At 71.5% G+C, this 24,651-nt stretch carries 20 protein-coding genes; 5 read left to right on the top strand and 15 right to left on the bottom strand.

Annotated elements, in window-relative coordinates; all coding sequences use genetic code 11:
- Positions 1 to 133: 133 nt before the first annotated feature.
- The 3 genes from ACWCQ1_RS48475 to ACWCQ1_RS48465 form a co-directional block, all read right to left on the bottom strand.
- Complete coding sequence (locus ACWCQ1_RS48475) at positions 134 to 1,522, bottom strand: glycoside hydrolase family 16 protein (RefSeq protein WP_451029649.1); 1,389 nt, start codon at positions 1,520 to 1,522, stop codon at positions 134 to 136.
- Between the two features lie 157 nt (positions 1,523 to 1,679).
- The gene (locus tag ACWCQ1_RS48470; protein WP_451029648.1) at positions 1,680 to 2,918 is read right to left on the bottom strand and encodes a L,D-transpeptidase; all 1,239 of its coding nucleotides are present in this window, start codon (positions 2,916 to 2,918) and stop codon (positions 1,680 to 1,682) included.
- Between the two features lie 145 nt (positions 2,919 to 3,063).
- Entirely contained in the window at positions 3,064 to 5,163 is a 2,100-nt protein-coding gene (locus ACWCQ1_RS48465; protein ID WP_358596729.1) for an MMPL family transporter, read from the bottom strand.
- Between the two features lie 205 nt (positions 5,164 to 5,368).
- On the opposite strand from ACWCQ1_RS48465, the gene ACWCQ1_RS48460 reads away from it, so the two are divergent.
- A complete protein-coding gene (locus ACWCQ1_RS48460) occupies positions 5,369 to 5,770 on the top strand; it encodes a VOC family protein (RefSeq protein ID WP_358596036.1) in 402 nt (133 codons plus the stop codon).
- Here the strand turns inward: ACWCQ1_RS48460 and ACWCQ1_RS48455 are convergent.
- From ACWCQ1_RS48455 to ACWCQ1_RS48435, 5 genes are all read right to left on the bottom strand, one after another.
- On the bottom strand, positions 5,767 to 6,435 hold the full coding sequence (locus tag ACWCQ1_RS48455; protein ID WP_358596033.1) for a response regulator transcription factor: 669 nt from the start codon (positions 6,433 to 6,435) through the stop codon (positions 5,767 to 5,769). The two genes, ACWCQ1_RS48460 and ACWCQ1_RS48455, sit on opposite strands and share 4 nt — an antisense overlap.
- Positions 6,432 to 7,616 carry a sensor histidine kinase gene (locus ACWCQ1_RS48450; protein ID WP_358596030.1) on the bottom strand — a complete coding sequence of 395 codons (1,185 nt, stop codon included), beginning with the start codon at positions 7,614 to 7,616 and terminating at the stop codon, positions 6,432 to 6,434. The genes ACWCQ1_RS48455 and ACWCQ1_RS48450 overlap by 4 nt, the downstream gene beginning before the upstream one ends.
- 116 nt (positions 7,617 to 7,732) lie before the next feature.
- The gene (locus ACWCQ1_RS48445; protein ID WP_358596027.1) at positions 7,733 to 8,488 is read right to left on the bottom strand and encodes an IclR family transcriptional regulator; all 756 of its coding nucleotides are present in this window, start codon (positions 8,486 to 8,488) and stop codon (positions 7,733 to 7,735) included.
- The gene (locus tag ACWCQ1_RS48440; protein ID WP_451029647.1) at positions 8,485 to 9,855 is read right to left on the bottom strand and encodes a prolyl oligopeptidase family serine peptidase; all 1,371 of its coding nucleotides are present in this window, start codon (positions 9,853 to 9,855) and stop codon (positions 8,485 to 8,487) included. Before ACWCQ1_RS48440 ends, ACWCQ1_RS48445 begins: the two co-directional genes overlap by 4 nt.
- Before the next feature lie 114 nt (positions 9,856 to 9,969).
- The gene (locus ACWCQ1_RS48435) at positions 9,970 to 10,395 is read right to left on the bottom strand and encodes a MarR family winged helix-turn-helix transcriptional regulator (RefSeq protein WP_133042151.1); all 426 of its coding nucleotides are present in this window, start codon (positions 10,393 to 10,395) and stop codon (positions 9,970 to 9,972) included.
- A 209-nt stretch (positions 10,396 to 10,604) separates the two neighbouring features.
- Between ACWCQ1_RS48435 and ACWCQ1_RS48430 the strand changes: the two genes are divergently transcribed.
- From ACWCQ1_RS48430 to ACWCQ1_RS48415, 4 genes are read left to right on the top strand one after another with little or no spacing between them, the layout of a single operon-like run.
- Entirely contained in the window at positions 10,605 to 11,522 is a 918-nt protein-coding gene (locus tag ACWCQ1_RS48430; RefSeq protein WP_451029646.1) for an SDR family NAD(P)-dependent oxidoreductase, read from the top strand.
- An 11-nt stretch (positions 11,523 to 11,533) separates the two neighbouring features.
- Positions 11,534 to 12,409 (top strand): amidohydrolase family protein, encoded by an 876-nt coding sequence (locus tag ACWCQ1_RS48425; RefSeq protein ID WP_451029650.1) that lies wholly within the window; start codon positions 11,534 to 11,536, stop codon positions 12,407 to 12,409.
- Between the two features lie 10 nt (positions 12,410 to 12,419).
- Positions 12,420 to 13,922, top strand: coding sequence for an acyl-CoA synthetase (locus tag ACWCQ1_RS48420; protein WP_451029645.1), 1,503 nt, complete (start codon positions 12,420 to 12,422; stop codon positions 13,920 to 13,922).
- 8 nt (positions 13,923 to 13,930) lie between these two features.
- Positions 13,931 to 14,386, top strand: coding sequence for a MaoC family dehydratase (locus ACWCQ1_RS48415; protein ID WP_133041982.1), 456 nt, complete (start codon positions 13,931 to 13,933; stop codon positions 14,384 to 14,386).
- Here ACWCQ1_RS48415 and ACWCQ1_RS48410 read toward each other — a convergent pair.
- From ACWCQ1_RS48410 to ACWCQ1_RS48380, 7 genes are all read right to left on the bottom strand, one after another.
- Complete coding sequence (locus ACWCQ1_RS48410; protein ID WP_358596018.1) at positions 14,377 to 15,210, bottom strand: PaaX family transcriptional regulator; 834 nt, start codon at positions 15,208 to 15,210, stop codon at positions 14,377 to 14,379. The two genes, ACWCQ1_RS48415 and ACWCQ1_RS48410, sit on opposite strands and share 10 nt — an antisense overlap.
- Positions 15,211 to 15,245: 35 nt before the next feature.
- On the bottom strand, positions 15,246 to 16,916 hold the full coding sequence (locus tag ACWCQ1_RS48405) for a histidinol-phosphatase (protein ID WP_451029644.1): 1,671 nt from the start codon (positions 16,914 to 16,916) through the stop codon (positions 15,246 to 15,248).
- 29 nt (positions 16,917 to 16,945) lie between these two features.
- Positions 16,946 to 18,784 (bottom strand): LamG-like jellyroll fold domain-containing protein, encoded by a 1,839-nt coding sequence (locus ACWCQ1_RS48400; RefSeq protein WP_358596012.1) that lies wholly within the window; start codon positions 18,782 to 18,784, stop codon positions 16,946 to 16,948.
- A 65-nt stretch (positions 18,785 to 18,849) separates the two neighbouring features.
- A complete protein-coding gene (locus ACWCQ1_RS48395) occupies positions 18,850 to 21,795 on the bottom strand; it encodes a glycoside hydrolase family 2 TIM barrel-domain containing protein (RefSeq protein ID WP_358596010.1) in 2,946 nt (981 codons plus the stop codon).
- Positions 21,792 to 22,751 (bottom strand): alkaline phosphatase family protein, encoded by a 960-nt coding sequence (locus ACWCQ1_RS48390; RefSeq protein WP_358596007.1) that lies wholly within the window; start codon positions 22,749 to 22,751, stop codon positions 21,792 to 21,794. The genes ACWCQ1_RS48395 and ACWCQ1_RS48390 overlap by 4 nt, the downstream gene beginning before the upstream one ends.
- Before the next feature lie 28 nt (positions 22,752 to 22,779).
- Positions 22,780 to 23,652 carry a carbohydrate ABC transporter permease gene (locus ACWCQ1_RS48385; RefSeq protein WP_133041987.1) on the bottom strand — a complete coding sequence of 291 codons (873 nt, stop codon included), beginning with the start codon at positions 23,650 to 23,652 and terminating at the stop codon, positions 22,780 to 22,782.
- Positions 23,649 to 24,533: a carbohydrate ABC transporter permease gene (locus ACWCQ1_RS48380; protein WP_133042154.1), complete on the bottom strand. Its 885-nt coding sequence runs from the start codon at positions 24,531 to 24,533 to the stop codon at positions 23,649 to 23,651. The genes ACWCQ1_RS48385 and ACWCQ1_RS48380 overlap by 4 nt, the downstream gene beginning before the upstream one ends.
- Between the last annotated feature and the right edge of the window lie 118 nt (positions 24,534 to 24,651).

The following is a 24,651-nucleotide window of genomic DNA, read 5'->3' as shown; positions in this document are numbered from 1 at the left end:
CAACTAACCTGCGGCTCCATGGACTCCAGGAGGCGCACGGTCGCGGAGCTGGTGGCCGGGCGGTGGGGCGACCACCGTCCTGGGCTGTGGTTCGACCCAAGGCGTGGGGCCCCTCGCTCCGTGAACCGCGCCGTCAGTGACCGAAGTCGAACCAGTTGACGTTCACGAAGTCCGCGGGCTGGCCGCTGGAGAAGGTCAGATAGACGTCGTGGGTGCCGGTGACCGCGCTGATGTTGGCCGGGATCGTCGTCCAGGACTGCCAGCCGCCGGTGTTGGCGACGGCGAAGCTGCCGACGGGTGTGCTGGTGGCGCTGTCGAGGCGTACCTGGACCAGGCCGCTCACCCCGCTCGCCGCGCCGCTCGCCACCCGGGCGTAGAACTGCCCGGCCGCCGTGGAGCCGAAGTTGACGCCCTTGTAGAGGGCCCAGTCGCCGTTGGCTATGTAGCCGACGTCCTGTCCACCGCCGGTGTCCGAGGTGGTCTCGGTGCTGACGCCGGACTGGCTGTCGTACGACTCCGCCTGGATGGCGCTGTAGGCGTCACGGTTGCCGGACGGCGGAGGAGTGGTGGTACCGCTCCCACTGGACGACAGCACCTGGACGTAGTCCACCAGCATCGGATGCCCGGACTCGGTGGCGCTGGTCGGTCCGCCGCCGAACGCGGCCGGGAAGGCGCCGCCCATCGCCACGTTCAGGATGACGAAGAAGCCGTGGTTGGTGGCGTTGGCCCAGGTCGTCGCGTCCACCTGACCGGCCGTCACCGTCTGGTAGGTGACCCCGTCGACGGAGAAGCGGATCGCCTCGGGGCTGACCGAGCGGTCCCATTCCATGGTGTAGGTGTGGAAGCCCGACTGGCAGGTCGTGTTGGGGCAGGCCGTCGAACTGCCCAGGCCTGTCGTCTCGTTGCAGGGGCCGCCCGAGGCCGTGCCGCAGTGCATGGTGGCCCAGGTCTTGTTGATGCCGTTGACGTTCTCCATGATGTCGAGCTCGCCGACGCTCGGCCAGTTCTGGTAGTTGCCCCGGTAGGGCGCGCCCAGCATCCAGAACGCCGGCCAGTAGCCGGCCGCCGCGTTCCCGGTCACGTTGGGCATCTGGATCCGTGCCTCGACGCGCAGCTTGCCGCCCGCCGGGGGCTGGAAGTCGGTGCGGTTGGTCTCGATACGGCCCGAGGTCCAGTTGCCGGCCGCGTCCCGGATCGGGGTGATCTTCAGGTTGCCGCTGCCGTCGAGGGCGACGTTGCTGGTGCTGCTGGTCATCGTCTCGACCTCGGAGGTGCCCCAGTTGGCGGGGCCGCCCGGATACGAGGTTCCGGTGTCGTACTGCCAGTTGGAGGTGGAGACGCCGGTGCCGGCCGAGCCGTTGAAGTCGTCGAGGAAGACCTGGGTCCAGCCCGACGGGGGTGTGGGGGCGGAGGCGTCGGCGGACTGGGTGGCGGCCGTGGCGAGCGCGGCCGCCAGGCCGAGCGTGCTGAGGACGGCGACGAGCGCGCGTCGCCGTCTCGGTGTGCCGGAGCTTGCACTCATGGGGGTGCCTCTCGGGTACGGGGATGGCTGCGGGGTGCCGATTGAGAGCGCTCTCAAAGTGGCCCCAATGTGCTCCCGCCCACACCGGTCGTCAAGACTTAAAACAAGGAAAGTCCTTCCGGCGCGGGTGAGTTCACCCCATGAATGGCGTTTGGTGCTAGACGGCGCTCCCCGCCTTCCACCGGGCCCACGACAGGTTCCAGCCGTTGAGGCCGTTGGCCGGATCCACCGTGCGCTCGCCGGAGTTCCTGACGATGACGACATCCCCGAGCATCGAGCTCTTGTAGAACTTGTAGCCGTCCACGGAGGGGTCGTTCGCGCCCTTCGCGTCGTGCAGGCCGACGCAGCCGTGACTGGTGTTCTCGTGGCCGAACACCGAGGCGGACGCCCAGTAGTTGCCGTGCACGAAGGTGCCCGAGGTGGTCAGGCGCTGGGCGTGCGGCACGTCCGGGATGTCGTACTCGTCGCCGAGGCCGACCGTGGAGGACTCCATCCGGGTCTGCTGGAACCGCTCGCTGATCACCATGATCCCGGACCAGGTGGTGTGCTGGGCGTTGCCGCCGGAGACCGGGTAGGTGGCGATGGTCTCCCCGTCCCGCTCGACCACCATCTTCTTGGCCGCCAGGTCGACGGTGCTGATCTGGGCGCGGCCGATGTGGAAGGTGACGTCCTTGTGCTGGACGCCGTAGACGTGCTCGGCGCCCTGGACGTCCTTCAGCCGCAGGCTGAGGGTGATCTTCGTGCCGGACGCCCAGTACGTCTCGGGCCGGAAGTCCAGCCGGGTGTCGCCGAACCAGTGGCCCACCACCTCGACGGCGGGCTCGGCGGTGACGGTGATGGCCTTCTGCACGGCCGCCCTGTCCTTCACGGCGTGCGTGAAGTTGACCGACACGGGCATGCCGACGCCGGAGGTCGAGTCCGCCTCGGGCGTGAAGTAGCCGACGAAGATCGCGCCGGGCGACTTGGTGGTGAAGGTCGCGGTGCGCGCCGAGCCGCCCTCCGGGGTGGCGGTCACCGTGTACTTCGTGCCCGAGTACGGGTTTCTCGCCGACGTCCACCGGGTCCTGGCCGCGTTGAACGAACCGGCCAGTGTCGAGCCGTCGTTGCCGGTGACCTTGACCGACGCGAGCGTGCCGTCGGTCACGGTGACCTCGACCGGGTTCGCGAAGTCGGCCTTCCTGGTGCCGTCGGCGGGGGTGACCGAGACCGTCGGCCTCCTCGCCGCCGCCTTCGCGGACGCGGCGGGCGTGGCCGTGTCCTCGGAGGCGCCCGCCGAACCGCTGCACCCGCTCAGTACGGCGGCGGCCGGTACGACGCCGAGCGCGCCGAGCACACCGCGCCGGGACCACCTCCCCGACCGCTGCGGGGACCGGTTCGATATGTGCGAGACGCCCACGGCAGGCCTTCCTGGGATTTCCACCTTGTCCGGATGGATCCTGCGCCGCGCGTATGTGCTGATCCTTTGAAAGGCCGGGCCGCTTCCTGAGATTCCGGTGAGGACTCCCCGGGGGCCCGGCCGTTTCCGTGCGTGCCTTCCTGCTTCAGAGGTGCGCCGGCTCGACCGGCCTTGGAGCCTCCTCGCTCACCCCGAACCGCTCGTGCGCCCGCCGCAGCGGCCTCGGCGCCCACCACGCCCGCGGCCCCAGCAGCGCCATCGTCGCCGGGACCAGCAGCATCCGTACGACCGTCGCGTCGATCAGAACCGCGAGGGTCAGCCCGAGGCCGATCTGCAGGATCGGGGAGAAGCCGCCGGTCATGAAGGCGCCGAAGACGACGGCCAGCAGCAGCGCGGCGCAGGTCACCACGCGCCCGGAGCGGCGCAGACCGGTCACCACGGCCTCCTGGTCGTCCCCGGTCAGCCGGCGCGCCTCGCGCATGCGGGCCAGGATGAACAGCTCGTAGTCCATGGCCAGTCCGAAGGCGATGGCCACGATCAGCGGTGGCGCGGTCAGACTCAGGGCGCCCAGACCCTCGGCGCCCAGCGCCCCGGCCAGATGACCGTCCTGGAAGACCCACACCACCACACCGAGCGCGGCGCCCAGGCTGAGCAGCGTGGTCAGGATCGTGCGCAGTGGGATCAGTACCGAGCCCGTGAAGGCGAACAGCAGCGCGAAGATGCCGACGAGCACGGTCAGGGCGGCCCAGGGCGCCCGGTCGGCGAGCATCGCGCGGAAGTCCACGAGACGGGCGGCCTGCCCGGTGACCTGGACCGGCTCCGCGCCACGCAGCTCCCGCACCCGCTTCACCAGGCCGGTGGCCGCCGCGCCGTCGACCGGGCCGGGCGGCTGCAGTTGTACGATCGTCGCCCCGCCCGGCAGCGCACGGGTCTGGGCCGTCGGGGACAGGGCGCGGATCCGGTCGGCGGTCGCCGCGTCGGTGCCGGGCCTCAGGACGACCGTGACCGGCGAGACGCCCGTGCCGGGCGGGAAGTGGGCGCCCACGGTGTCGTACAACTGCCGTGCCTCGGTGCTCGAGGGGAGCTGGGTGGCGTCACCGATCTCGATCCGCATGCCGGTGACGGGCAGGGCGAGGACCAGCAGGGCCGGTACGACGGTGGCGAGCACGGCGATCCGGCGGCGGGCGGCGAAGCGCGCCAGGCGGGCGAAGATGCGGCCCTCCTCGCCCGGTGGCCGTGTCCTCGCGGGGGCGATCCGCGCGCCGAACCGCGTCAGCAGTGCCGGCAGCAGCGTCACCGCGGCGAGCATGTCGACGACCACGACCGCCGCCACCGCGAGGCCCATGCTGCGCAGGAACACGCTCGGGAAGACCAGCAGTCCGGTGAGGCTGACGGCGACCGTGAGCCCGGAGAACAGCACGGTCCGCCCGGCCGCCGCGACCGTACGGTGCACGGCCTCGACCACGTCCTCGGTGTGCCGGCGTTCCTCCCGGAAGCGGACCAGCATCAACAGGGCGTAGTCCACGGCGAGTCCGAGCCCCAGCATGGTGGTGACCTGGATCGCGTACACCGAGACGTCGGTGACCTGGCTGAAGCCGAACAGCGCCAGGAACGCGCCCGCGATCCCGCTGACCGCGATCACGAGCGGCAGCCCGGCCGCGCGCAGTCCGCCGAACACCACGAGCAGCAGGGCGAGTACGACGGGCAGGGAGATCAACTCGGCGTCGCGCACGTCCTCCTGGGCCCGTTCGCCGAGCTGCTTGCCGAGCAACGGGCCGCCGCTGACGTGCACGTCGGGCGCCTCGATCCGCTTGATGCGCGCGGCGGCCGCGTCGACGGCCTGCTCCTCGGCGTCGTCGCCGAGACCGCCCTCGAGGGTGACCGGGACGATCAGGGCGCGCCCGTCGCGCGCCGTGAGCCCGCGGGTGGTGTACGGATCCGGTACGGCGGCGACCCCGGGAACGCGACGCACGTCGGCGACGGCCCGTTCGACCTGGGTGCGCAGGCCGGCGTCGGTCACCGCGACGCCCGCCACGACCCCGGTGATCGACTCACCGGTCGGATCGGTCCGGTCGAGGTACTGGGCCGCGTGCTCGGACTCGGTGCCGGGGACGTCGGGCACGTTGTCGGAGAGCCGCCCGAAGACGCCCGTCCCGAGCCCGAAGCCGAGCAGCAGGAAGAGCAGCCAGAGCAGGATCACGGTCAGCGGACGGCGGGTGGCCGTCCGGGCGAGGACGCAGAGCACGGTCCCTCCCAGCGGGGCGTCGGTGGACATGCCCTCAGGCTCGTGCGGGCGGGGGCGCCCCCGGATCGCCGGAGCGAGCGGTTTCGAGTCCTCGGCCGCACGGGGGAGACGGGGGTGCGGCTCACTCTCCAGGGGGAGGCGGGAATCGTTCCGGTCGCGGCGGAGGTTGACCGACGCACCACACCCGGCCGTCGAGGAGCGCCCCGTGTCCGAGGAATCCCCCGTCCGCGAACTCCGTCTCGTCGTCACGGCGACCGACTACGACGAGGCGCTGCGCTTCTACCGGGACGTCCTCGGCCTTCCCGAGCGTGCCGCCTTCTCGTCCCCCGACGGCCGGGTCACCATCCTGGAGGCGGGCCGGGCCACCCTGGAGCTGACCGATCCGGGGCACGCCGCCTTCATCGACGAGGTGGAGGTGGGGCGGCGCGTGGCCGGGCGGATCCGGGTCGCCTTCCAGGTGGACGACTCCACCGCCGTCACGGCACGGCTCGCCGCCGCCGGAGCCGACGTCCTCGCCGAACCGACCCGCACGCCCTGGAACTCCCTGAACTCGCGCCTGGAGGCCCCGGGTGCGCTCCAGCTGACCCTCTTCGAGGAGCTCGGCTAGGGAGCCCCGGGTGCCACCAGACCCGTCTCGTACGCGCAGATCACCGCCTGGACCCGGTCCCGCAGGCCGAGCTTGGCCAGGACGTTGCTGACGTGGGTCTTGACGGTGTGCTCGCTGACGAAGAAGGCCGTGGCGATCTCGGCGTTGGACAGGCCGCGGGCCAGCAGCCGCAGGGTCTCCACCTCGCGGGCGGTCAGGACCTCCAGACGCTGCGGGGTGGCCGAGGCGGCGGTCTCCTCCCGGCGGCGCCGGACGACGTCCGCGACGAGGCGCCGGGTCACCGTGGGCGCGAGCAGGGAGTCGCCGGCCGCGACCACGCGCACGGCGTGCACCAGGTCGTCGCGGCGCACGTCCTTGAGGAGGAAGCCGCTGGCGCCCGCGTACAGCGCCTCGTACACGTACTCGTCGAGGTCGAACGTCGTCAGCATGACGACCTTGCACGCGGACTGGGCGCACACCCGCCGGGCCGCCTCCAGTCCGTCCATCTCCGGCATGCGGATGTCGAGGAGCAGCACGTCCGGCGCGTGCCGGTGCACCGCCGCGACCGCCTCGGCGCCGTCCCCGGCCTCCGCGACGACCTCGATGTCCTGCTGGGCTTCGAGGATCATGCTGAACCCGCTGCGCACGAGTTCCTGGTCGTCGGCGACGACCACACGGATGCTCACCCCAGCGCCGCCTGCCGGTCCGCCGCGACGGGCAGCCGTACGGCGACCCGGAAGCCGCCGTCCGGTCCCCGACCGGTGTCCGCGCTGCCTCCGCAGGCGGCGGCCCGCTCCCGGATGCCGATGAGCCCGTGTCCGCCGCCCGGCCCCGCCGGGCCCCGTCCGTCGTCGGTCACCGTCAGGGTCAACGCGTCCTCCGTCCAGTCCAGTTCGACCGTCGCCGAGGCAGCGTACGCATGCTTCACGGTGTTCGTCAGCGCCTCCTGCGCCACCCGGTAGGCGGCGACCTCCACGTCCGGCGGCAGCGCCCGCGGCTCGCCCGTCGTGCGCAACTCCACGCGCAGACCGGTGGATTCACCGACCCGGCGCACCAGCCCGGGCAGGGCCGCCGTCCCCGGCTGGGGTGAAGTACCGTCGCGGGGCTCCTCCTTGAGCACGCCGAGGATCCGCCGCAGCTGCGCCATCGCGTCCCGGCCGGCCGTCGCGATCGCGTCGAAGGCGGCCTCCGCGCGCTGCGGATCGCTGCGCACCACGACCGGTCCCGCCTCCGCCTGCACCACCATCAGGCTCACCGCGTGGGCGAGGACGTCGTGCATGTCCCGGGCGATCCTGGCCCGTTCCTGGGCGATGGCCCGTGCGGTGTCCGCGGCCCGCTCGCCCTCCAGCCGCCGGGCCCGGTCCTCGACCGCGTCGGTGTACGCGCGCTGCACCCGGGCGAGCGTGCCGAGCCCGTACGCGCACAGGATCGTCAGCAGATGGAAGGCGTACTCGAAGGGCCGCGCGTTCTCCTTGTGCTGCATGGTCAGCGTCGTGCCGAGCAGCCAGCCCGCCAGCATCAGGCGGCGCTGCCAGGCGGGCGAGCGGGCGGCCAGCGTGTACAGCACGACGAGGCCGCCCCACACCACGTCCGGTGGGGGCGCGTGGTAGACGGCCATCGCGGGCGTCGCCGCGGAGATCACCCACGCGGTGGCGAAGGGCGCGCGCCGCCGCCACACCAGCGGCACCGCGGTCGCCGTGCCGAGCAGCCAGCCCTGCCAACTGAGGCGGTCGTCGCCCTCGTCGGGAAACAGCCACTGCAGGGACACGGCGAACAGCACGAGCGCGGCGAGGGCGGTGTCGACGACGTACGGATTCGCGGCACGCACCCGCGCGGCGATCCGCGCGATCCAGGAGGACGGGGACATGAGCGGCTCCTCGGACAAGGGCCGTTCCAGTATCCCGAGGAGCGCAGGCGTGCGCCTCGCCGATGAGAGGGATATGCGACCGGAGGAACAGGGACCGTCAGCCCTCGCGATGTCGCTCACGGCTCCTTCGGCGGCCGCCAGCCCAGCGCTCGGGAGATTCCTCGGGCCGCGAGCCGTACCGCCGGTATGAGGACCGGGATCTGGGCGTCGGTCTGCGGTACCACCACCGACACCGCGGCCGTCACCGTGCCGCCCGGTCCGCGTACCGGGGCGGCCACCGACAGGGCGTCGTCGGTGACCTGCCGGCTGCTCACCGCGACCCCCGTGCGCCGTACCTCGGCCAGCACCCGGCGCAGCCGTGCCGGGTCGGTGATGGTGTACGGCGTGAAGGACGCGAGCGGGCCCGCGCAGTACTCGTCCTGGGAGTCCGGGTCCGCGTGCGCCAGCAGCGCGAGCCCGACCCCCGTGGCGTGCAGCGGCCAGCGCGCGCCGACCCGGATGTGCACGCCGACCGCCGACCGCCCCGACAGCCACTCGATGTAGACGACCTCGCTCCCGTCCCGCACCGCCATCTGCACGTTCTCGTGGGTGGCCTCGTACAGGTCCTCCAGGTACGGCAGGGCGATCTGCCGCAGGGCCAGTCCGCGCGGGGCGAGTGCCGCGACCTCCCAGAGCCGGAGCCCGACGTGGTAGAGGCCGGACGTGTCCCGCTCCAGCGCGCCCCAGTCGGTGAGCGCGCCGACCAGGCGGTGCGCGGTGGTGAGGGTCAGCCCGGCCCGCCGGCTGATGTCCGTCAGGGACAGCGCCGGGTGCTCGTGGTCGAACGCGGCGAGCACGGACAGCAGCCGGTCGGGCGCGGAGCGGAGGGTCATGGCCGGGCGTCTCCCGGGTGCGCGAGGTCGTAGGGGCGGGGGTAGGGGGCGGGGCGGTAGTTCACGTACCGGGCCGCGGACGTCGAATCCTCGCGCGCGGCACGGGAGTTGAGGACCGCCGGCGAGGTGTCCCAGCGGCCCGTGTCGAGGCGGTGCTCCAGGGTGTGCAGAGCCCCCAGCATCTCGCCGGAGGTGAAGGCGCAGTGTCCGGGGCCGTCGACGTACGCCTGGCTGAGCAGCCGGCCGGAGCCGGCCGCGGTGGCGGCCCGCTTGTAGGCGCTCTCGGCCTGGACCGGGATCAGTCCGTCGCCGGTGGTGTGGATGTCGAGCTGCGGGTCGCTCAGCCGGCCGCCGAACACACTGGTGTGCCGCATCCACCGCACGGCCGCGGGGTCGGCGGAGATCCGGGGGGCGCGGTTCAGTGCCGCGAGGTCGGTGCGCAAGGGCAGTCCCGCCTCCTTGTAGAGCTCCGTCACCTCTTTGTACAGCGGGGACCGGCCCAGCATCGCGGTGTAGTCGACGCCGGTGTTCCAGGACATGCTGCCCCCGGCCCGGCTCTCCGCCTCCTGCCGCCAGCTGAAGGCGGGCAGCTGCAGCAGACCCGATACGGCCGTGTACTGGTTGCGCTCCTGGCCGTCCCAGTCCGTCGGGCCCGGCCGGCTCTGGGCGGGGTCGTTGTGGCCGGGGATGTCGTGCAGGGCGGCGGCGAGCGCGATGCGGGCGCGGCCGGCGGCGCTCTGCTGGGCCGCGGAGACCTTCGAGGTGAGGGCCTTGGCCGCGCTCACGGCCGCCGCCTGGTCGGCGAAGCCGGTGAGCGGGATGTTCTCGCCGGGCGCGAGCAGGGTCCGCAGGGCGAAGACGGGGTCGAGGGTGCTGTTCCAGTTGGCGACCCCGCCCTGGACCAGCCCGCACATCGACAGCGAGCCGTCGAAGCGGTCCGCGTGCCGCTCGGCGAGGGTGGTGGTGACCAGGCCGCCGTACGAGGTGCCCCAGGCGATGGTCCGCCGGGCGGTGCCGAACTCGGCGGTGAACAGGTCGAGGGTGGCGAGCTGGTCCGGTACCGCCTGGGTCACCGCCCAGCCGGTCGTGGCGTACGAGGAGCCGATGAGCGCGTAGCCCTCGCCGAGCAGCTTGCCGGCGGTGGTGGCGTCGGGGGAGTCCTGCGCCGGGTTGGGCGCACCGGCGGGGCGGTAGCCGTGGCTGTAGAGCAGCACGGTGCCGTTCCAGTGGGCGGGCACGTCCATCGAGTACGTGGCGCCCGAGGGGAGCCGGCCTTCGACATGGGCGTCCGTGGCCGCCTGGGCGGGTACGGCGGCGGTCGCGCCCAGGGTGAGGGTCAGCGCGGCGAGGCGGATGCGGGTCTTCACGTGAGGTCCCTTCCGGTGGGGCGTGCGGGACGAAACCCCGGTGAAGTTAGGCACTCTTTATTCGGCAGTCAATAACTTGCACACCATCGACCCCCGCGGAGTGCGCGCGCGAGGTCAGCCCAGTCCGTCCTCGGCGATCCGCAGCAGCAGCGTGTGCAGCGTCTCCCGCTCGGCCGGACCGAGGGGGCCCAGCAGGTCGTTGGTCACGCGCAGGCCCGCCTCGTCCGTGTCGCGCAGGAAGGCGCGGCCGTCCCCGGTCAGGACGACGATGCGGCTGCGGCGGTCGTCTGGGGAGGGGCGGCGCTCGGCGAAGCCCAGCTTCTCCAGGTCGTCGACCAGGCCGACGATCGCGCTCGGGTCGTACCCGAGCCGGGTGCTCAGCTCGCGCTGCAGGGCCCCCTCGGAGCCGGCGAGGAAGCGCAGGACGGCGTAGTGCCGCAGCCGCAGCCCCGACTCCTGCAGGAACGTGTTGAACAACTGCCCCGAGCGCAGGCCGAGCCGGTAGAGCAGATAGCCCGTGTCCGCGTGCAGCGTGCGCATCCAGGGCTCGTCGGCGTCGATCGAGGCTGCGTTCTTGGCGTGCTGTCGGCTGATGGCGGGCTCCCTGGTCTCGGCCCCGCGAGGGGCGCGCTTCTCGGTGCAGATTCCAGCATGTCCCACCCGGAGGTCGCCAACAACTATTGACGTCAACAATTATTGCTCTTAGCTTCGATCTCGAAGCCGCAGCCCATGTTGAAGGGACTCCACCCGTGCCCAGCATCGATCTCACCGGCAAGGTCGCCGTCGTCACCGGCAGCGGCCGGGGCCTCGGACTGGCCTATGCGCACGCCCTGGCCGCCCACGGCGCGTCCGTCGTCGTCAACGACGTGGACGAGGCCGTGGCCGAGGCGGCCGTGAAGTCCATCACCGAGGCGGGCGGCAGGGCCGTCGCCGAGGTCGTCCCGGTCGGCACCTCCGAGGCCGCGGACCGCCTGGTGAACCGGGCCGTCGAGGAGTTCGGGCGGCTGGACGTCCTGGTCACCAACGCCGGCATCCTGCGTGACAAGGTGCTGTGGAAGATGACCGACGACGAATTCGACGCGGTGATCACCACCCACCTCAAGGGCACCTTCACCTGCGCCCGCGCCGCCGCCGTCCGCATGCGCGAGCAGGGCGAGGGCGGCACCCTGATCCTGGTCGGCTCCCCGGCCGGCCAGCGCGGCAACTTCGGGCAGACGAACTACGCCGCCGCCAAGGCCGGCATCGCCGCCATGGCCCGCACCTGGTCGATGGAGCTGGGCCGGGCGAACATCACCGTCAACGCGATCGTCCCGGTGGCCGCCACCGCGATGACCGAGACCATCCCCGCCTTCGCCCCGTACATCGAGGCCCTGAGGAACGGGCAGCCCTTCCCGGACTTCCTGCGCAAGGGCGAGGGCTTCGGCACCCCCGAGGACTGCGCGGCCCTCGTGCCCTTCCTCGCCTCCGAGGCCGCCCGCCAGATCACCGGCCAGGCCATCGGCATCGGCGGCGACAAGGTGGCACTCTGGTCGCATCCGCAGGAGATCAGGGCGGCGTACGCCGACGGCGGCTGGACCCCGCAGGGCCTGGCCGACGTCTGGGCCACCTCGGTCGGCGCAGAGCCGCAGAGCGTCGGCATCCCGGCGCCCAAGTTCCCGGAGGCGTGATGTCCCCCTCGATGAACGTCGACGACCTCGTCGCGATCGACGTCCACACCCACGCGGAGGTCTCCTCCAAGGGGCACTCCTCCCTGGACGACGATCTGCACGACGCCTCCTCCGCCTACTTCAAGGTCGAGGGCAAGCGGAAGCCGACTCTCGAGGAGACGGCCGCCTACTACCGGGAGCGGAGGATGGCAGCCGTGATCTTCACGGTGGACGCCGAGTCCGCGACCGGCACCGCGCCCGTCCCGAACGAGGAGGTCGCCGAGGCCGCCGCCGCCAACGCGGACGTCCTCATCCCCTTCGCCTCCATCGACCCCTTCCGCGGCAAGGCCGGCGTGAAGCAGGCCCGCCGCCTGGTCGAGGAGTACGGGGTCAAGGGCTTCAAGTTCCACCCGAGCATCCAGGGCTTCTTCCCCAACGACCGCTCGGTGGCGTACGACCTGTACGAGCTGATCGAGGAGACGGGCACCATCGCCCTCTTCCACACCGGCCAGACGGGCATCGGCGCCGGTGTCCCCGGCGGGGGCGGCATCCGCCTGAAGTACTCCAACCCGCTCCACGTCGACGACGTCGCGGCCGACTTCCCGCATCTGAGGATCATCCTGGCGCATCCGTCCTTCCCCTGGCAGGACGAGGCCCTCGCCGTCGCCACGCACAAGCCGGGCGTGCACATCGACCTGTCCGGCTGGTCGCCGAAGTACTTCCCGCCGCAGCTCGTGCAGTACGCGAACACGCTGCTGAAGGACAAGGTCCTCTTCGGCTCCGACTTCCCCGTCCTGACCCCCGACCGCTGGCTCGCCGACTTCGAGAAGCTGCCGGTCAAGGACGAGGTCAAGCCGAGGATCCTCAAGGAGAACGCCGCCCGCCTGCTCGGGCTGGCCAAGCCGTAAGGGGCCGTAGATGCGCAACGAGGGACTGGGGTCGTGGCCCGCACGCCGGGCCCGCAAGACCCCGCACCGCACCGCCCTGATCCACGGCGGCACCTCGCTGACGTACGCGCAGCTGTACGACCGCACCACCCGCCTCGCCCACGCCCTGCGCTCGCGCGGCATCCGGCGCGGCGACCGCATCGCCTACCTCGGCCCGAACCACCCCTCCTACCTGGAGACCCTGTTCGCGGCGGGCACGCTGGGCGCGGTGTTCGTGCCGCTCAACACCCGCCTCGCGGGCCCGGAGATCGCCTTCCAGCTCGCCGACTCCGGCGCGAAGGCGCTCGTCTACGGCCCCTCGCACGCGGGGCTGGTCGCCGGGCTGCCGGGCGACACCGACGTACGGGCGTACGTCGAGGTGGGCGCGGAGTACGAGGAGGCGGTGGCCGGCGCCCCGGCCGAACCGGTCGACGAGCCGGTCGCCCCCGACGACACCTGCATCATCATGTACACCTCGGGGACGACCGGCCGCCCCAAGGGCGCCATGCTCACCCACGCCAACCTGACCTGGAACGCGGTCAACGTCCTCATCGACCACGACCTGATCGCCGACGAACGCGCCCTGGTCTCCGCGCCGTTGTTCCACACGGCCGGCCTGAACATGCTGACGCTGCCGGTGCTGCTGAAGGGCGGCACCTGCGTCCTGGTCGAGGCCTTCGACCCGAACGCCACCTTCGACCTGATCGAGGAACACCGGATCACCTTCATGTTCGGTGTGCCGACCATGTTCGAACAGGTGGCCCGGCACCCGCGCTGGCCCGACGCGGACCTGTCCTCCCTGCGCCTCCTGACCTGCGGCGGCTCCCCGGTCTCCACACCGCTGATCGCCGCGTACCAGGAGCGCGGGCTGACCTTCCTGCAGGGTTACGGCATGACGGAGGCGTCCCCCGGCACGCTCTTCCTGGACGCGGAGCACGCCGTCAGCAAGGCGGGCTCGGCGGGCGTGCCGCACTTCTTCAGCGACGTGCGGGTCGTCCGGCCGGACCTCACACCCGTCGACGTCGGCGAGACCGGCGAGGTCGTGGTCCGCGGGCCGCACGTCATGCCCGGCTACTGGGGGCTGCCCGAGGAGAGTGCCGCCTCCTTCGCGGACGGCTGGTTCCGCAGCGGGGACGCGGCCCGGGTCGACGAGGACGGGTACGTCCACATCGTCGACCGCATCAAGGACATGATCATCTCCGGGGGCGAGAACATCTACCCCGCCGAGATCGAGGACCTGCTCCTCGCCCACCCCGGCATCGTCGAGTGCGCGGTCATCGGCGTGCCCGACGAGAAGTGGGGCGAGGTGCCGCGGGCGGTCGTCGTCCCCCGCGAGGGCGTCCGGGTGGACCCCGACGAGGTGCTGGCCTCGCTGGCCGGACGCCTCGCCAAGTACAAGATCCCGAAGTCGGTGGTGCTGGCGGACGAACTGCCGCGCACCGCCTCCGGGAAACTCCTCAAGTCCCGTGTCCGCAACCGGTACGGCAACAGTTAAGGAACTCCATGAGCATCACCGTCAACGGCATCGACGAACTGAAGAAGCTCGCGGGCAGCGACCTCGGCACCAGTGAGTGGATCGAGGTCACCCAGGAGCGGATCAACACCTTCGCCGACGCCACCGGCGACCACCAGTGGATCCACGTGGACCCCGAGAAGGCCGCCGAGGGCCCCTTCGGCGCCCCGATCGCCCACGGCTACCTCACCCTCTCCCTCTTCATCCCGCTGTTCACCGAGCTGCTGGACGTCCAGGGCGTCACCACGAAGGTCAACTACGGCCTGAACAAGGTCCGTTTCCCCTCACCGGTGAAGGTCGGCTCGCGCATCCGCCTGGTCGGCAAGCTGGCGGAGGTCGAGGAGGTGCCGGGCGGGGTGCAGATCACCGTCGACGGCACCATCGAGATCGAGGGCGGCACCAAGCCGGCCGCCGTCCTGCAGAGCCTGTCCCGCTTCTACGCCTGATCGGGGCGGACCGGCACCAGGTCGAGAAGGCGCGTCGCGGCGTCCCGGGCGGGCGGTGTGAGCTGGTCGTACACCGCCCGGAACGTCTTCTCCGCCCCCTCCGCCGGCCAGTCGTCGGGCAGGTGCTTCACCGGCAGTCGGGGGTCGCGGCGGATGATCCGCAGCCACTCCGCCTGGAGGACGAGCCGCCGGGCCAGGGCGTCCTCGGGGGCCGCCGTCGCGGTCTCCCAGGGCTGCCAGCGCCGCACGAACTCCTGGTAACCGGCGCCCAGTTCGGACAGGTCCCAGGTCTCCTCGATCATCGCGCCGATGTCCGTGCCGGCGTCGGCGTGCGCGCGGAAGACCTTGACATGGGCCGACAGGCCCAGCTCGGAGACCAGCTCCGAGACGTCGACCTCGCCGGGCGCCAGCCACAGACCGCTGAACAGCGGGCCGAAACCGCTCCAGGTGAGCTTGGAGCGCAGGTCGTGACGCTGGCGCTGCCAGGACTCCGGCAGCGAGAAACCGAGCAGGGTCCAGGTGCCGTCCCAGTCCCGGTTGACGGCACCCGTCTGCCAGATGCGCCGCTCGCCGTCGCGCAGGACCGCCGTGGAGTGCTCGGTGAGCCCGAAGTACATACGGCGGCCCTCGCGCTGGCGCCGCAGCAGGTCACGCTTGACCATCCGGGTCAGCGTCGACCGCGTCGCCTGCTCGCCCACGCCGGCCCGCTCGAACACGTCGATCACGCTGCCCGAGTACACACAGACGTCCCGTCCCAGCACCTGGTCGCCCAGGAAGGTGAGCAGCAGGGACTGGGGCCGCAAGGACGATTCCTCACCGTTCATGCGGCCCACGGTACGACGTCATCGATCAGTGCGGCTCAGCCACCCGCCACGTCGACGAAGACCGGGTTCGAGTAGAACCAGGTGTCCGCCCACGGGTCACCGTTTCCGGGTTCGTGCGGGACCGGCCCGTGCGGGTCCACGGACGCGCCCAGGTAGCCGGCGCCGTGCCGGTTGCCGTCGCTGCCGCGCAGCCGGACGTAGAAGGACTCGTCCCCGGCGGTGAGCGGGACGCGCAGGGTGTACGTCCCCTTGCGGCCCGAGACGTCCCTGCTCTGGACGACCCTGGTGTCCGGGGCCTTCCAGGTGTCCCGGTCGGTCACCGGTCCGCGCACCGCGCCCCGGATCACGTCCACGTGCGCCAACTCCGGGAGGATGCCCTGCGGGTTGGCCCGGGAGGCGGTCGTGACGGTGACGTACAGGGTGATCCTCTCGCCCTTGCGGACGCGCAGCCGGCCGCCCAGCGTCACGCCCCGGCCGGCGTCGCAGTCCCGCTTCACCCGGACGTCCAGTCCGTCGAGCAGATGCCCGTGGTCCAGCCAGACCCGGCCCGCGCGCAGGCCGGCCATCACGGCGCGGTAGCCGTAGCGGGTCACGCCGACGTGGGTGCGGCTGAACTCGCCCGGCCAGAAGTCGCTGCCCGGCTGGGGGGTGTCGGTGTTCACCGGGTCGGGCAGCTTGCCGGTGTTGTCGAAGTTCTGCCCGGCCGGCCAGTCGCCGTTCTTCCAGGTGTCGAAGACCGTGCGGTGGTTGTCGGAGTTGGTGGTGATCGTGAAGAGGCGGCCCTCGGCGAGCATCGCGTCCCACAGGCCGCCGACCGTCGCGGTGGCCCAGTCGAAGCCGCCGTACGTCAGATAGGCGTCCGCCGGGTAGCCCGCCCAGGACTGCGCGGACGGCTTGTTCTCGTACTCGCCGCGGATGGAGGTGGAACTGCGCCAGCCGGGGATCGCGGCGCCCTGGGCGCCGGGAGCGCCCTCCATGCCGATCATGATCTCGGGAGCCGCGTCCCGCCAGTTGCGCATCTCGTGCGGGGAGTCGATGCCCAGCCGCAGCGGGTGGTTGGCGAGGACCAGGACGTCGTCGACGTATCCCGAACGGCGCTGTTCCGCCAGCCACTTGATCGCCTTGACGGCGTGCGCCTCGTTGCGGGCGGTGTCCGTGCCGGTGGCGGAGCCGTCGGTGTAGCCGAGCAGCTTGCCGTCGTAGGCGAGCTCGAACTGTGTGAGCAGGTCGGTCTCGTGGGGGCCGGGCGCCGCGAAGACCGTGCAGTGCTCGGCGGCCGGGATGTACCACTCCAGGCCCTGGAAGATCAGCTGGCGCGGGTTCTCGGCGCGGGCCTCGAGGATCTCGGCGTGCTCCATCTTCGCGCCGTAGTAGGCGTGCCCGAAGTTGGAGTGCTCGTTGAACACCATCCAGTCCAGGCCGTACCTGGCGGCGGCCCGCGCCTGCTGGGAGAAGGTGTACTTGGCGTCGTGGCTGTAGACGGAGTGCACATGGTGGTCGCCGACGAGGTACGCCAGACGCGGGTCCTCACCGCCGAGGCCGGGCCGCGGGGCGGCGAACGCAGGGGTGGCCGCCGGGCCGAGGGCGAAGGCGGCGCCGAACAGGCCCGCGCGACGCAGGAGTTGACGCCTGGAGACGCCCTGGGCGTCGAGGTGGGCGGGGGAGACGGAGGGATCGGCCCAGGAGGGCAGCTGCTGCTCGGTCATGATCTTTTCGAAGGTCCTCGTCGAGGGCGTCAGTGGGTCATGAAGGAGGTGACGGGCAGCGCCCGCGCGACGATCCGCACGTCGCCGAGGCGGCCGTGCAGGATCTGGTCGATCTTGCCGGCGTACTCGTAGCCGCCGAGCAGCCAGGGCAGTCCGACGGAGGTGATGCCGGTCGCGGCGGCCTTCGGGTTGCGGACGACCGGGCAGCCCTCGACGTAGAGGGTGGTGTGCCGGCCGTCGTTGACGACCGCGACGTGCCACCAGGTCTCCAGCGGTGTCTCCTGGCCCCAGTTGGTGGCGATGCCCTCCTGGTTGAGCGGCCGCATGGCCCACTGGGGTTCGCGGCCGTTGGAGAGGGAGAGGGTGGCGAGCGGCTCGTCGGGGTCGTCGCCGGTCTTGCCGGCGGCGCCTCCGGTGCCGGTGCGGCTGACGATTCCGGACCAGGCGTTGTGGTCCGGGTCCCAGTCGGCGGGGAGGCGGTAGAACGCCTCGATGGTGTAACCGTCCTTGAACGTCGCCGAGTTGAGCGGGGCACCGTCGACCGTCTTCAGGTACGCGCCCTTCAGCGGCGACTTGTAGCCCTGGAACTCCAGGCTGCCGTGGCCGGGCTGGTCGGGGTGGTGGTCGGAGGACCAGCCGAGCGCGCCGCCGCCCACCGTGACGAGGCCCAGGTCGTTGCCGCGTCCGGACAGGTCACGGACGGTCCCGGAGACCGGCCCGTCGAACCGCCAGTAGGCGACCGTCCCCGGGATCAGCACCCTCGACGCGGGCCGCGCCGGACGGGCCGGTACCGGGTCGAAGCCGGAGAAGCGGTCCGCGAAGTCGATGTCGACCGAGAAGCGGTCGGCGTCGCCGCTGAGCTCGATCTCCTGCCGCTCCAGCTCGTTCAGGCCCTTGCCCGCCCGGCCGAGGATCCACGGCGAGACCGTCTCCACGTCGATGACGTTCCGGTCCAGGTCGAAGTGGTAGAGGCGGATCATCGCCGCGCCGCCGAAGTAGCGGTTCTGGTAGTTCGTCAGGTGCAGATGCACCTCGTTGCCGGCCGCGTTCTTGCGGGTGGCGCGGCCCGCGGGCCAGTAGTGGCCGTTGAGGGTGAGGAAGATCTGGTCGTGGCCGGCGATCAACTGGTCCCACAGCTGCTGGCCGTAGTCCGACAACTGGTCGTCCTCGACGACGAGTTCGTGCGTGGTCAGGATGACCGGCGTCTTCGGGTGCTTGGCCAGGACGTCCTTCGCCCAGGCGTACCCCTTCGCCGACAGCCGCCAGTCCAGCGCGAGCACCAGCCACTCCCGGCCGGCCGCACGGAACAGGTGAAAGCTGTTGTAGCCGTCCGAGGAGGCGCCGCCGAACGTCGACCTGCTCTTGAAACGCTGCGGCCCGAACGCGTCCAGGTACGGGCTCGCGCCGCGCTGGTCGTCCGTGGAGGACCGCACGTCGTGGTTGCCGGCCAGCACGCTGTAGCCGACGCCCCGCCGGTCGAGGATCCCGAACGCCTGGCTGATCGCGGCGAACTCGGCCTCCGCGCCGTTCTGGGTGAGGTCGCCGAGGTGGGACAGGAAGACGATGTTGTCGTCCTCGGCGTGCTCCAGCAGATAGCGCAGGGACGCCTCGATGGGCGCCGGGTCGATGCTGGGGCCGTCGAAGAGGTACTGGGTGTCGGGCATCACCGCGAGCGTGAAGCGGCGGCTGTCCGTGTCCGGTCGCCGGCCGCCCTTCTCGGCGGCCTCGGCCACGGCCGGCAGCGCGACCCCGGTCGAGGCGGCGGCCGTGGCGGCGGCGCCGAGCAGCGCCGTGGCCCGCAGGAAGCTGCGTCTTCCGGCACCGGCCTGCGCGGCCTCGCCCTCGTTGTGGTCATGCGAAGTACACACGTGTGCTCCGTAAAGGTGGCGAAGAAGAAGTGGCGAAGAGAAGGTGACGAGGAAAGGGGGGAGTTCTACAGAACGCGCAGGGTCCAGCTCCAGCGGTGGACGCCCGCGGGGATGCGGTACTCGGGGAAGGTGTCGGGGCCGCACGAGGCCGTGCCCAGCCCCCGGTGTGCCGCGTCGATGTGCACCACGCAGCCGGAGCGCGGCACCAGCTCGTCGTGGTGGGTGACGGCCGTCAGGTCCTCGGCGCGATGCCGGGTGACGGAGACCTGCCGCGGCTCGTCCAGCACGACCGTGAGACCGGTCGCGTCCGGTGCCGACAGCGTGAAGTGCCGTACGCCGTGCCGGCCGCCGCTCTCCTGGGGACGCAGATAAGGGGTGAACAACTCGTCGACGGGGGCGGAGTGGTGGCCGACCGGCGCACCGGAGGCCCGGTCGGGGTACGACTCCCAGGGGCCCTGTCCGAACCAGTCCAGCAGATCCAGGCCCGGCGCGGTCTCGAACACCGACCCGACCCGGGCGACGTCGTCGAACTCCGCGGGCAGTTCGGCCTCCTCGTCGACGCGGACACCGCCCTCGACCGGCGTGAACGCCTGCCGGTGCCGCACCACCCCGACGGTGCCGGCGTACTCGGCGTCAACGCTCACCCGGCCGCCGTCCCGCCGTACCGACACGACCTTGCGGACCAGCGAGTCCAGCCCCCAGGTCCGCCAGCGCAGCGCCATGCCGCCCAGCTCGTCGTTGTCGGTGGGCGCCCGCCACAGCGACAGCGCGGGGGCACGGGCCAGCAGGGGATGGACCAGCAGGCCCTCGTCGTCGACCTCGACGGGCCGGTCCATGACGGTGCCCTGACGCGTCTCGGGCCCGCGCAGCCGGACCTGCGGCACACACAGCTCGGTGCCGGCCGGCGCCCACGGCTGGTCCTCGGCCACGGTGACCCGCAGCGTCAGCCAGGCCTCGCCGCCGTCCCGCGGCACCTCGAAGGGCAGCGGCACGGCCGCCGTCTCGCCGGGCCGCAGCGCGGGCAGTTCGGCGGGCGCGGTCAGGGTACGGCCGTCCGCCAGGGACAGTTCCCAGGTGCCGGTCAGCCAGTCCAGGCCGCGGAAGTGCTGGTGGTTGCCGAGGACGATGCCCTCGTGCTTATAGCACTCGATGCGCACCGGCGCGGCGATCTCCCGGTGCTCGTACAGGGAGGGCTTCGGGGTGCGGTCCGGGAAGACCACGCCGTCCGCGATGAACGCGCCGTCGTGGATGGTCTCGCCGAAGTCGCCGCCGTACGCCCAGCGGTGGCCGGGCGCGGTGACACCGTTGTCGTACAGCCCGGCGCCCGCGCGCCCGACTGGTTGGCCGTCGTTCACGCGTTGCAGGATTCCGTGGTCCCAGAACTCCCAGATGAACCCGCCCTGAAGCCCCGGCGTGGACTCGATGGCCGCCCAATGGTCCGCCAGCGTGCCGTTGCTGTTGCCCATCGCGTGGGAGTACTCGCACTGGATGAGGGGCCTGGTCTGCCGGCCGGACAGGGCGTGGGCGACACAGTCCTCCAGCGGGGCGTACATGGGGCAGGCGATGTCGGAGGCGTCGTCGGTCGCCGCCCAGTCGAGCTTGGCCGCGCCCTCGTACTGGACCGGCCGGGTCGGGTCGTGGCGGCGCAGCCAGCCGGCCGCCGCGTCGTGGTTCGCGCCGTAGTCGGACTCGTTGCCCAGTGACCAGATGATGATCGACGGGTGGTTCTTGTCGCGCAGGACCATGCGCGAGACCCGGTCCACGAAGGCGTTCAGATAGCGGGGGTCGTCGGCGATCTCGTGGGCGTGGTCGTGGGACTCGATGTCCGCCTCGTCGACGACGTAGAAGCCGAGTTCGTCGGCGAGGTCGTAGAGCGTGGGGTCGTTCGGGTAGTGGGAGGTGCGGATCGCGTTGAAGCCGAAGCGCTTGAGCAGGACGAGGTCCGCGCGCATGTCCTCCCGCGAGAGAGTCCTGCCGGTCAGCGGGTGGAAGTCGTGCCGGTTGACGCCCCGGATGAAGACCCGCTCGCCGTTGACGAGCAGGTCAAGGCCGGCGATCTCGACGTCGCGGAAGCCGACGCGGTGGCGGGAGCTGTCGGCGACCGTGCCGTCCTGGCGGTGCAGCCGGACGGTGAGGTCGTACAGCTCGGGCGTCTCGGCGTTCCAGGTGCGCACGTCCGGGACGACCGTGTGGATGCGGGCCTCGCCCAGGAAGTCGGAGACGCGGTCGTCCTCGATGTTGACGCGGTCGAACTCGCTGTCCTGGGTGAGCGCCAGACCCTCCAGCTCACCGCTGACGTACCAGCCGTCGGGCAGCGCGCCGCGCGCGTCGCGCACCCGGCAGTCGATGCGCAGCTCACCGTCGTGGGCGGCCCGCACGGTCACGTCGGCGAGATGCAGCGGGTCGGTGGCGTACAGCAGCACCGACCGGGTCACGCCGCCGTGCCACCACTGGTCCTGGTCCTCGATGTGCGAGGCGTCCGACCACTTGACCACGGTGAGCCGCAGCACGGACCGCTCACCGGGACGCACGACCTCGCTCAGGTCGAACTCGGCGGCCAGATGGGAGTCCTTGGAGATTCCGACGGGCCGCCCGTCCACGTGCACCAGCAGCACGCTCTCGGCGGCCCCGACCTGGAGCACGATCCGGCGTCCGGCCCACTCGCCGGGCACGTCCACCTCACGCTCGTACACGCCCGTCGGGTTGGCGTCGGGCGAGCCGGGCGGGAAGTCGGGGAACGGCATGCGGACGTTGGTGTACTGCGGCAGGTCGTCCGTGCCCTGCAGGGTCCAGGCGCCGGGGACCCGGGCCGTGGACCAGGGACCGCCGACCGGCGCGTCCGGAGCGGGCAGCAGCTGGAAACGCCAGTCGCCGTCCAGGGAGAGGGCTCCGGGGCGCCGGTCGACGGCGTTCATCGGCAGGCGCCCCCAGGAGGTCAGCTCGGGAGCCTCCCAGGGGCGCAGGGCGATGAGGGGGTCGACGGGGCGGGGTCCGCGGGGTGCGTCGGTCATGACCGTTCCGAAGTCGGGGGTGGGAGGGGGGAGTTCGAGGTGTGGCAGGAGTGGCCGTGGCCGTGCAGGACCCGGCCCTGCAGGCCCCAGGCGGGGTCGACGCGGACGCCGAGCCGGTCCAGGACGGTGGGGGCGATGTCGACGAGGCGGGGTGTGTCGAGCCGGGTGCCGCCGGGCATGCCGGGCTCGGCGAGGACGACGAACACCTCCCGCTCGGCACGGGTGTCGCCGCCGTGGCCGCCGGTGTCGAGGTGCCCGTGGTCCGTGGTGACCAGGACCGTCCAGCGCTCCCGCGCGCGGGCGGGGTCGGCGCGTCTGGTCTCGATGGCGGCCAGCAGCCACCCGAGGTGGATGTCCTGGGTGAGCAGGGCCTGCTCGTAGGCGAGGCTGTGCGGGCCCGTGGCGTGGGCGGCCTCGTCGGTGGCGCCGAAGTACACGAACACGGCGTCGGGGTCGTCCTGGGTGAGCCAGCGCACCGCGGTGCGGGCGACGAGGCGGTCGGCGGTGGCGTAGCCGTCCGACTCGCCGTCGTAGCGGACCCGGCGGCCGATGGCGGGGCCCAGGGTGCCGCGCCGGATCAGCTCCGGCCAGGACACCACGGCAGCGGTGCGCAGCCGGCGCCGGGCGGTGACGGCCCGGGTCAGGAAGTCGGGGTAGCGGGCGTAGTCGGCGCCGGCGAAGTCGTTGCCGCGCACGCCGTGCCGGTCGGGCCACACCCCGGTCAGCACGCTCGACCAGCCGGGCCCGGAGTCGGTGTAGGCCATGCTGGTGGACGGCCCGTCCGGGGCCTGGCCGTCCACCTCGCCGTAGGGCAGCAGGCTGCTGCCGTGGGCACCCGTGGCCATCAGGGCGTGCAGCACGGGCGCCGCCTCCGGCGAACGGGCCAGCAGGTCGTACCGCAGACCGTCCATGCCCACGACGAGCACCTTGCCGCGTCCGCCGATCTCGTACGTCACCGCCCACCCCCTTTCTCACGGCACCGGCTCAGGTGCCCTGGACGGCTCCCTCGGTGGCGCCCGCGATGAACCCGCGGGCGAAGACGGCGAACACCACGACCAGCGGCAGCGCGGCCATCAGCACTCCGGCCATGACCATGCTGTAGTCGGTGGTGTGGCCGACGTTGAGCTGGGCGAGCTCCACCTGCAGCGTCACGTGGGCGGGGTTGGTGAGCACGACCAGCGGCCAGACGTAGTCGTTCCAGGCACCCACGAAGGCGTAGATGGCCAGGAAGGACAGGGCGGGCCTGATCATCGGCAGCGCGATGTTCCAGTACTGGCGGAAGAACCCGGCGCCGTCGATGCGGGCGGCGTCGAGCAGTTCGTCGGGCACGCCGTTCTCGATGTACTGGCGCAGCCAGAAGATGCCGAAGGCGTTGGCGAGCGCGGGCGGGATCAGCGCCTTGAGCATGCCGACCCAGCCGATCTTGGACATCAGGATGAACTGGGGCAGGATCGCCAGCTGCAGCGGCAGCATCATGAACAGCAGCAGCGCGCCGAACAGGATCTTGCGTCCGGGGAAGTCGAACTTGGCGAAGGTGAAGGCCGCCAGGGAGTCGACGAACAGCACCAGGACGGTCGTCGCGCACGCGACGATGATCGTGTTGAACATCGACCCGAAGAAATCGATGGTGTGCAGCACGTGCCGGATGTTCTCCAGCAGGTGCGAGCCGAAGGTCAGCTTCGGCGGGCTCTTGTAGATGTCCTGGGTGGTGTTGGTCGCCATGACGATCGTCCACAGGAACGGGAAGATCGAGACGACGACGGAGAGCATGAGGATGATGTGGGCGGTCAGGCCCTTGGGGCGGCGCAGCCGCCTCGCGCGCGGGGCGCGGTGCGTGGTGTCGTCCACCGCGGTCATGCCTTCCTCCCTCGTGTGGTGATGCGCCAGTTGACGACGACGAGGACGACGATCAGCAGGAAGAAGGCCCACACGATGGCCGCGCCGTAGCCGTAGTCGTTGTTGAGGAAGGCCGACTGGTAGAAGTACAGCAGCGTGGTCAGACCCGCCTGGCCCGGGCCGCCGAGGTTGGCGTTGGCGGCGTTGCTGGCGAACAGGACCTGCGGTTCGCTGAAGCTCTGCAGGCCGTTGATGGTCGAGATGATGACCGTGAACAGGATGATCGGCCGCATGATCGGGACGGTGATCTGGAAGAAGGTGCGGACGGGGCCCGCGCCGTCCATCTTGGCCGCCTCGTAGATCGAGGTCGGGATCGCCTGGAGGCCGGCCAGGTAGATGATCATGTTGTAGCCGGTCCACATCCAGGTCATCAGCAGCGCGATGACGACCTTGATCAGCCACGGGTTGCTCAGCCACGGCACGGGCGAGATGCCGACCGTGCCCAGGATCGCGTTGACCAGGCCGAAGTTGTTGCTGAACACCGCGCCGAAGAAGATCGCCACGGCGACGATCGAGGTCACGTTCGGCACGTACAGCGCGATGCGGTAGAAGCCCTTGAAGCGGCGCACCGAGTGCAGCAGCGTCGCCAGCACCAGGGCACCCAGCAGCGTCGGCACGGTGGACAGCACCCAGATCACCAGGGTGTTGCGGATCGAGAGCCAGAAGACCGGGTCGTCCCACAGGAACCGGAACTGCTGAAGGCCCACGAACTGCATGGTGCCCATGCCGTCCCAGCGCTGGAAGGCCAGGTAGAGCGAGTAGAAGACGGGGAAGAAGGAGAACGCGGCGAAGATCAGGTAGAACGGCGAGATCGCCAGGTACTGCCGCCAGTACTTCAGCAGTCCGCGCCGCTTGGGCCGAGCGGTGCCCGCGGGCGTGGCGCGCCGCGGGCGGAACCGGGCCGGGCGCGTCCGGGAAACGCTGGGGGCGGTCGTCGAGCCAGTGTTGGCCGGTGATCGC

It is taken from the genome of Streptomyces sp. NPDC002144 (assembly GCF_053593695.1).
This window is presented reverse-complemented; position numbering and strand designations above follow the sequence as displayed.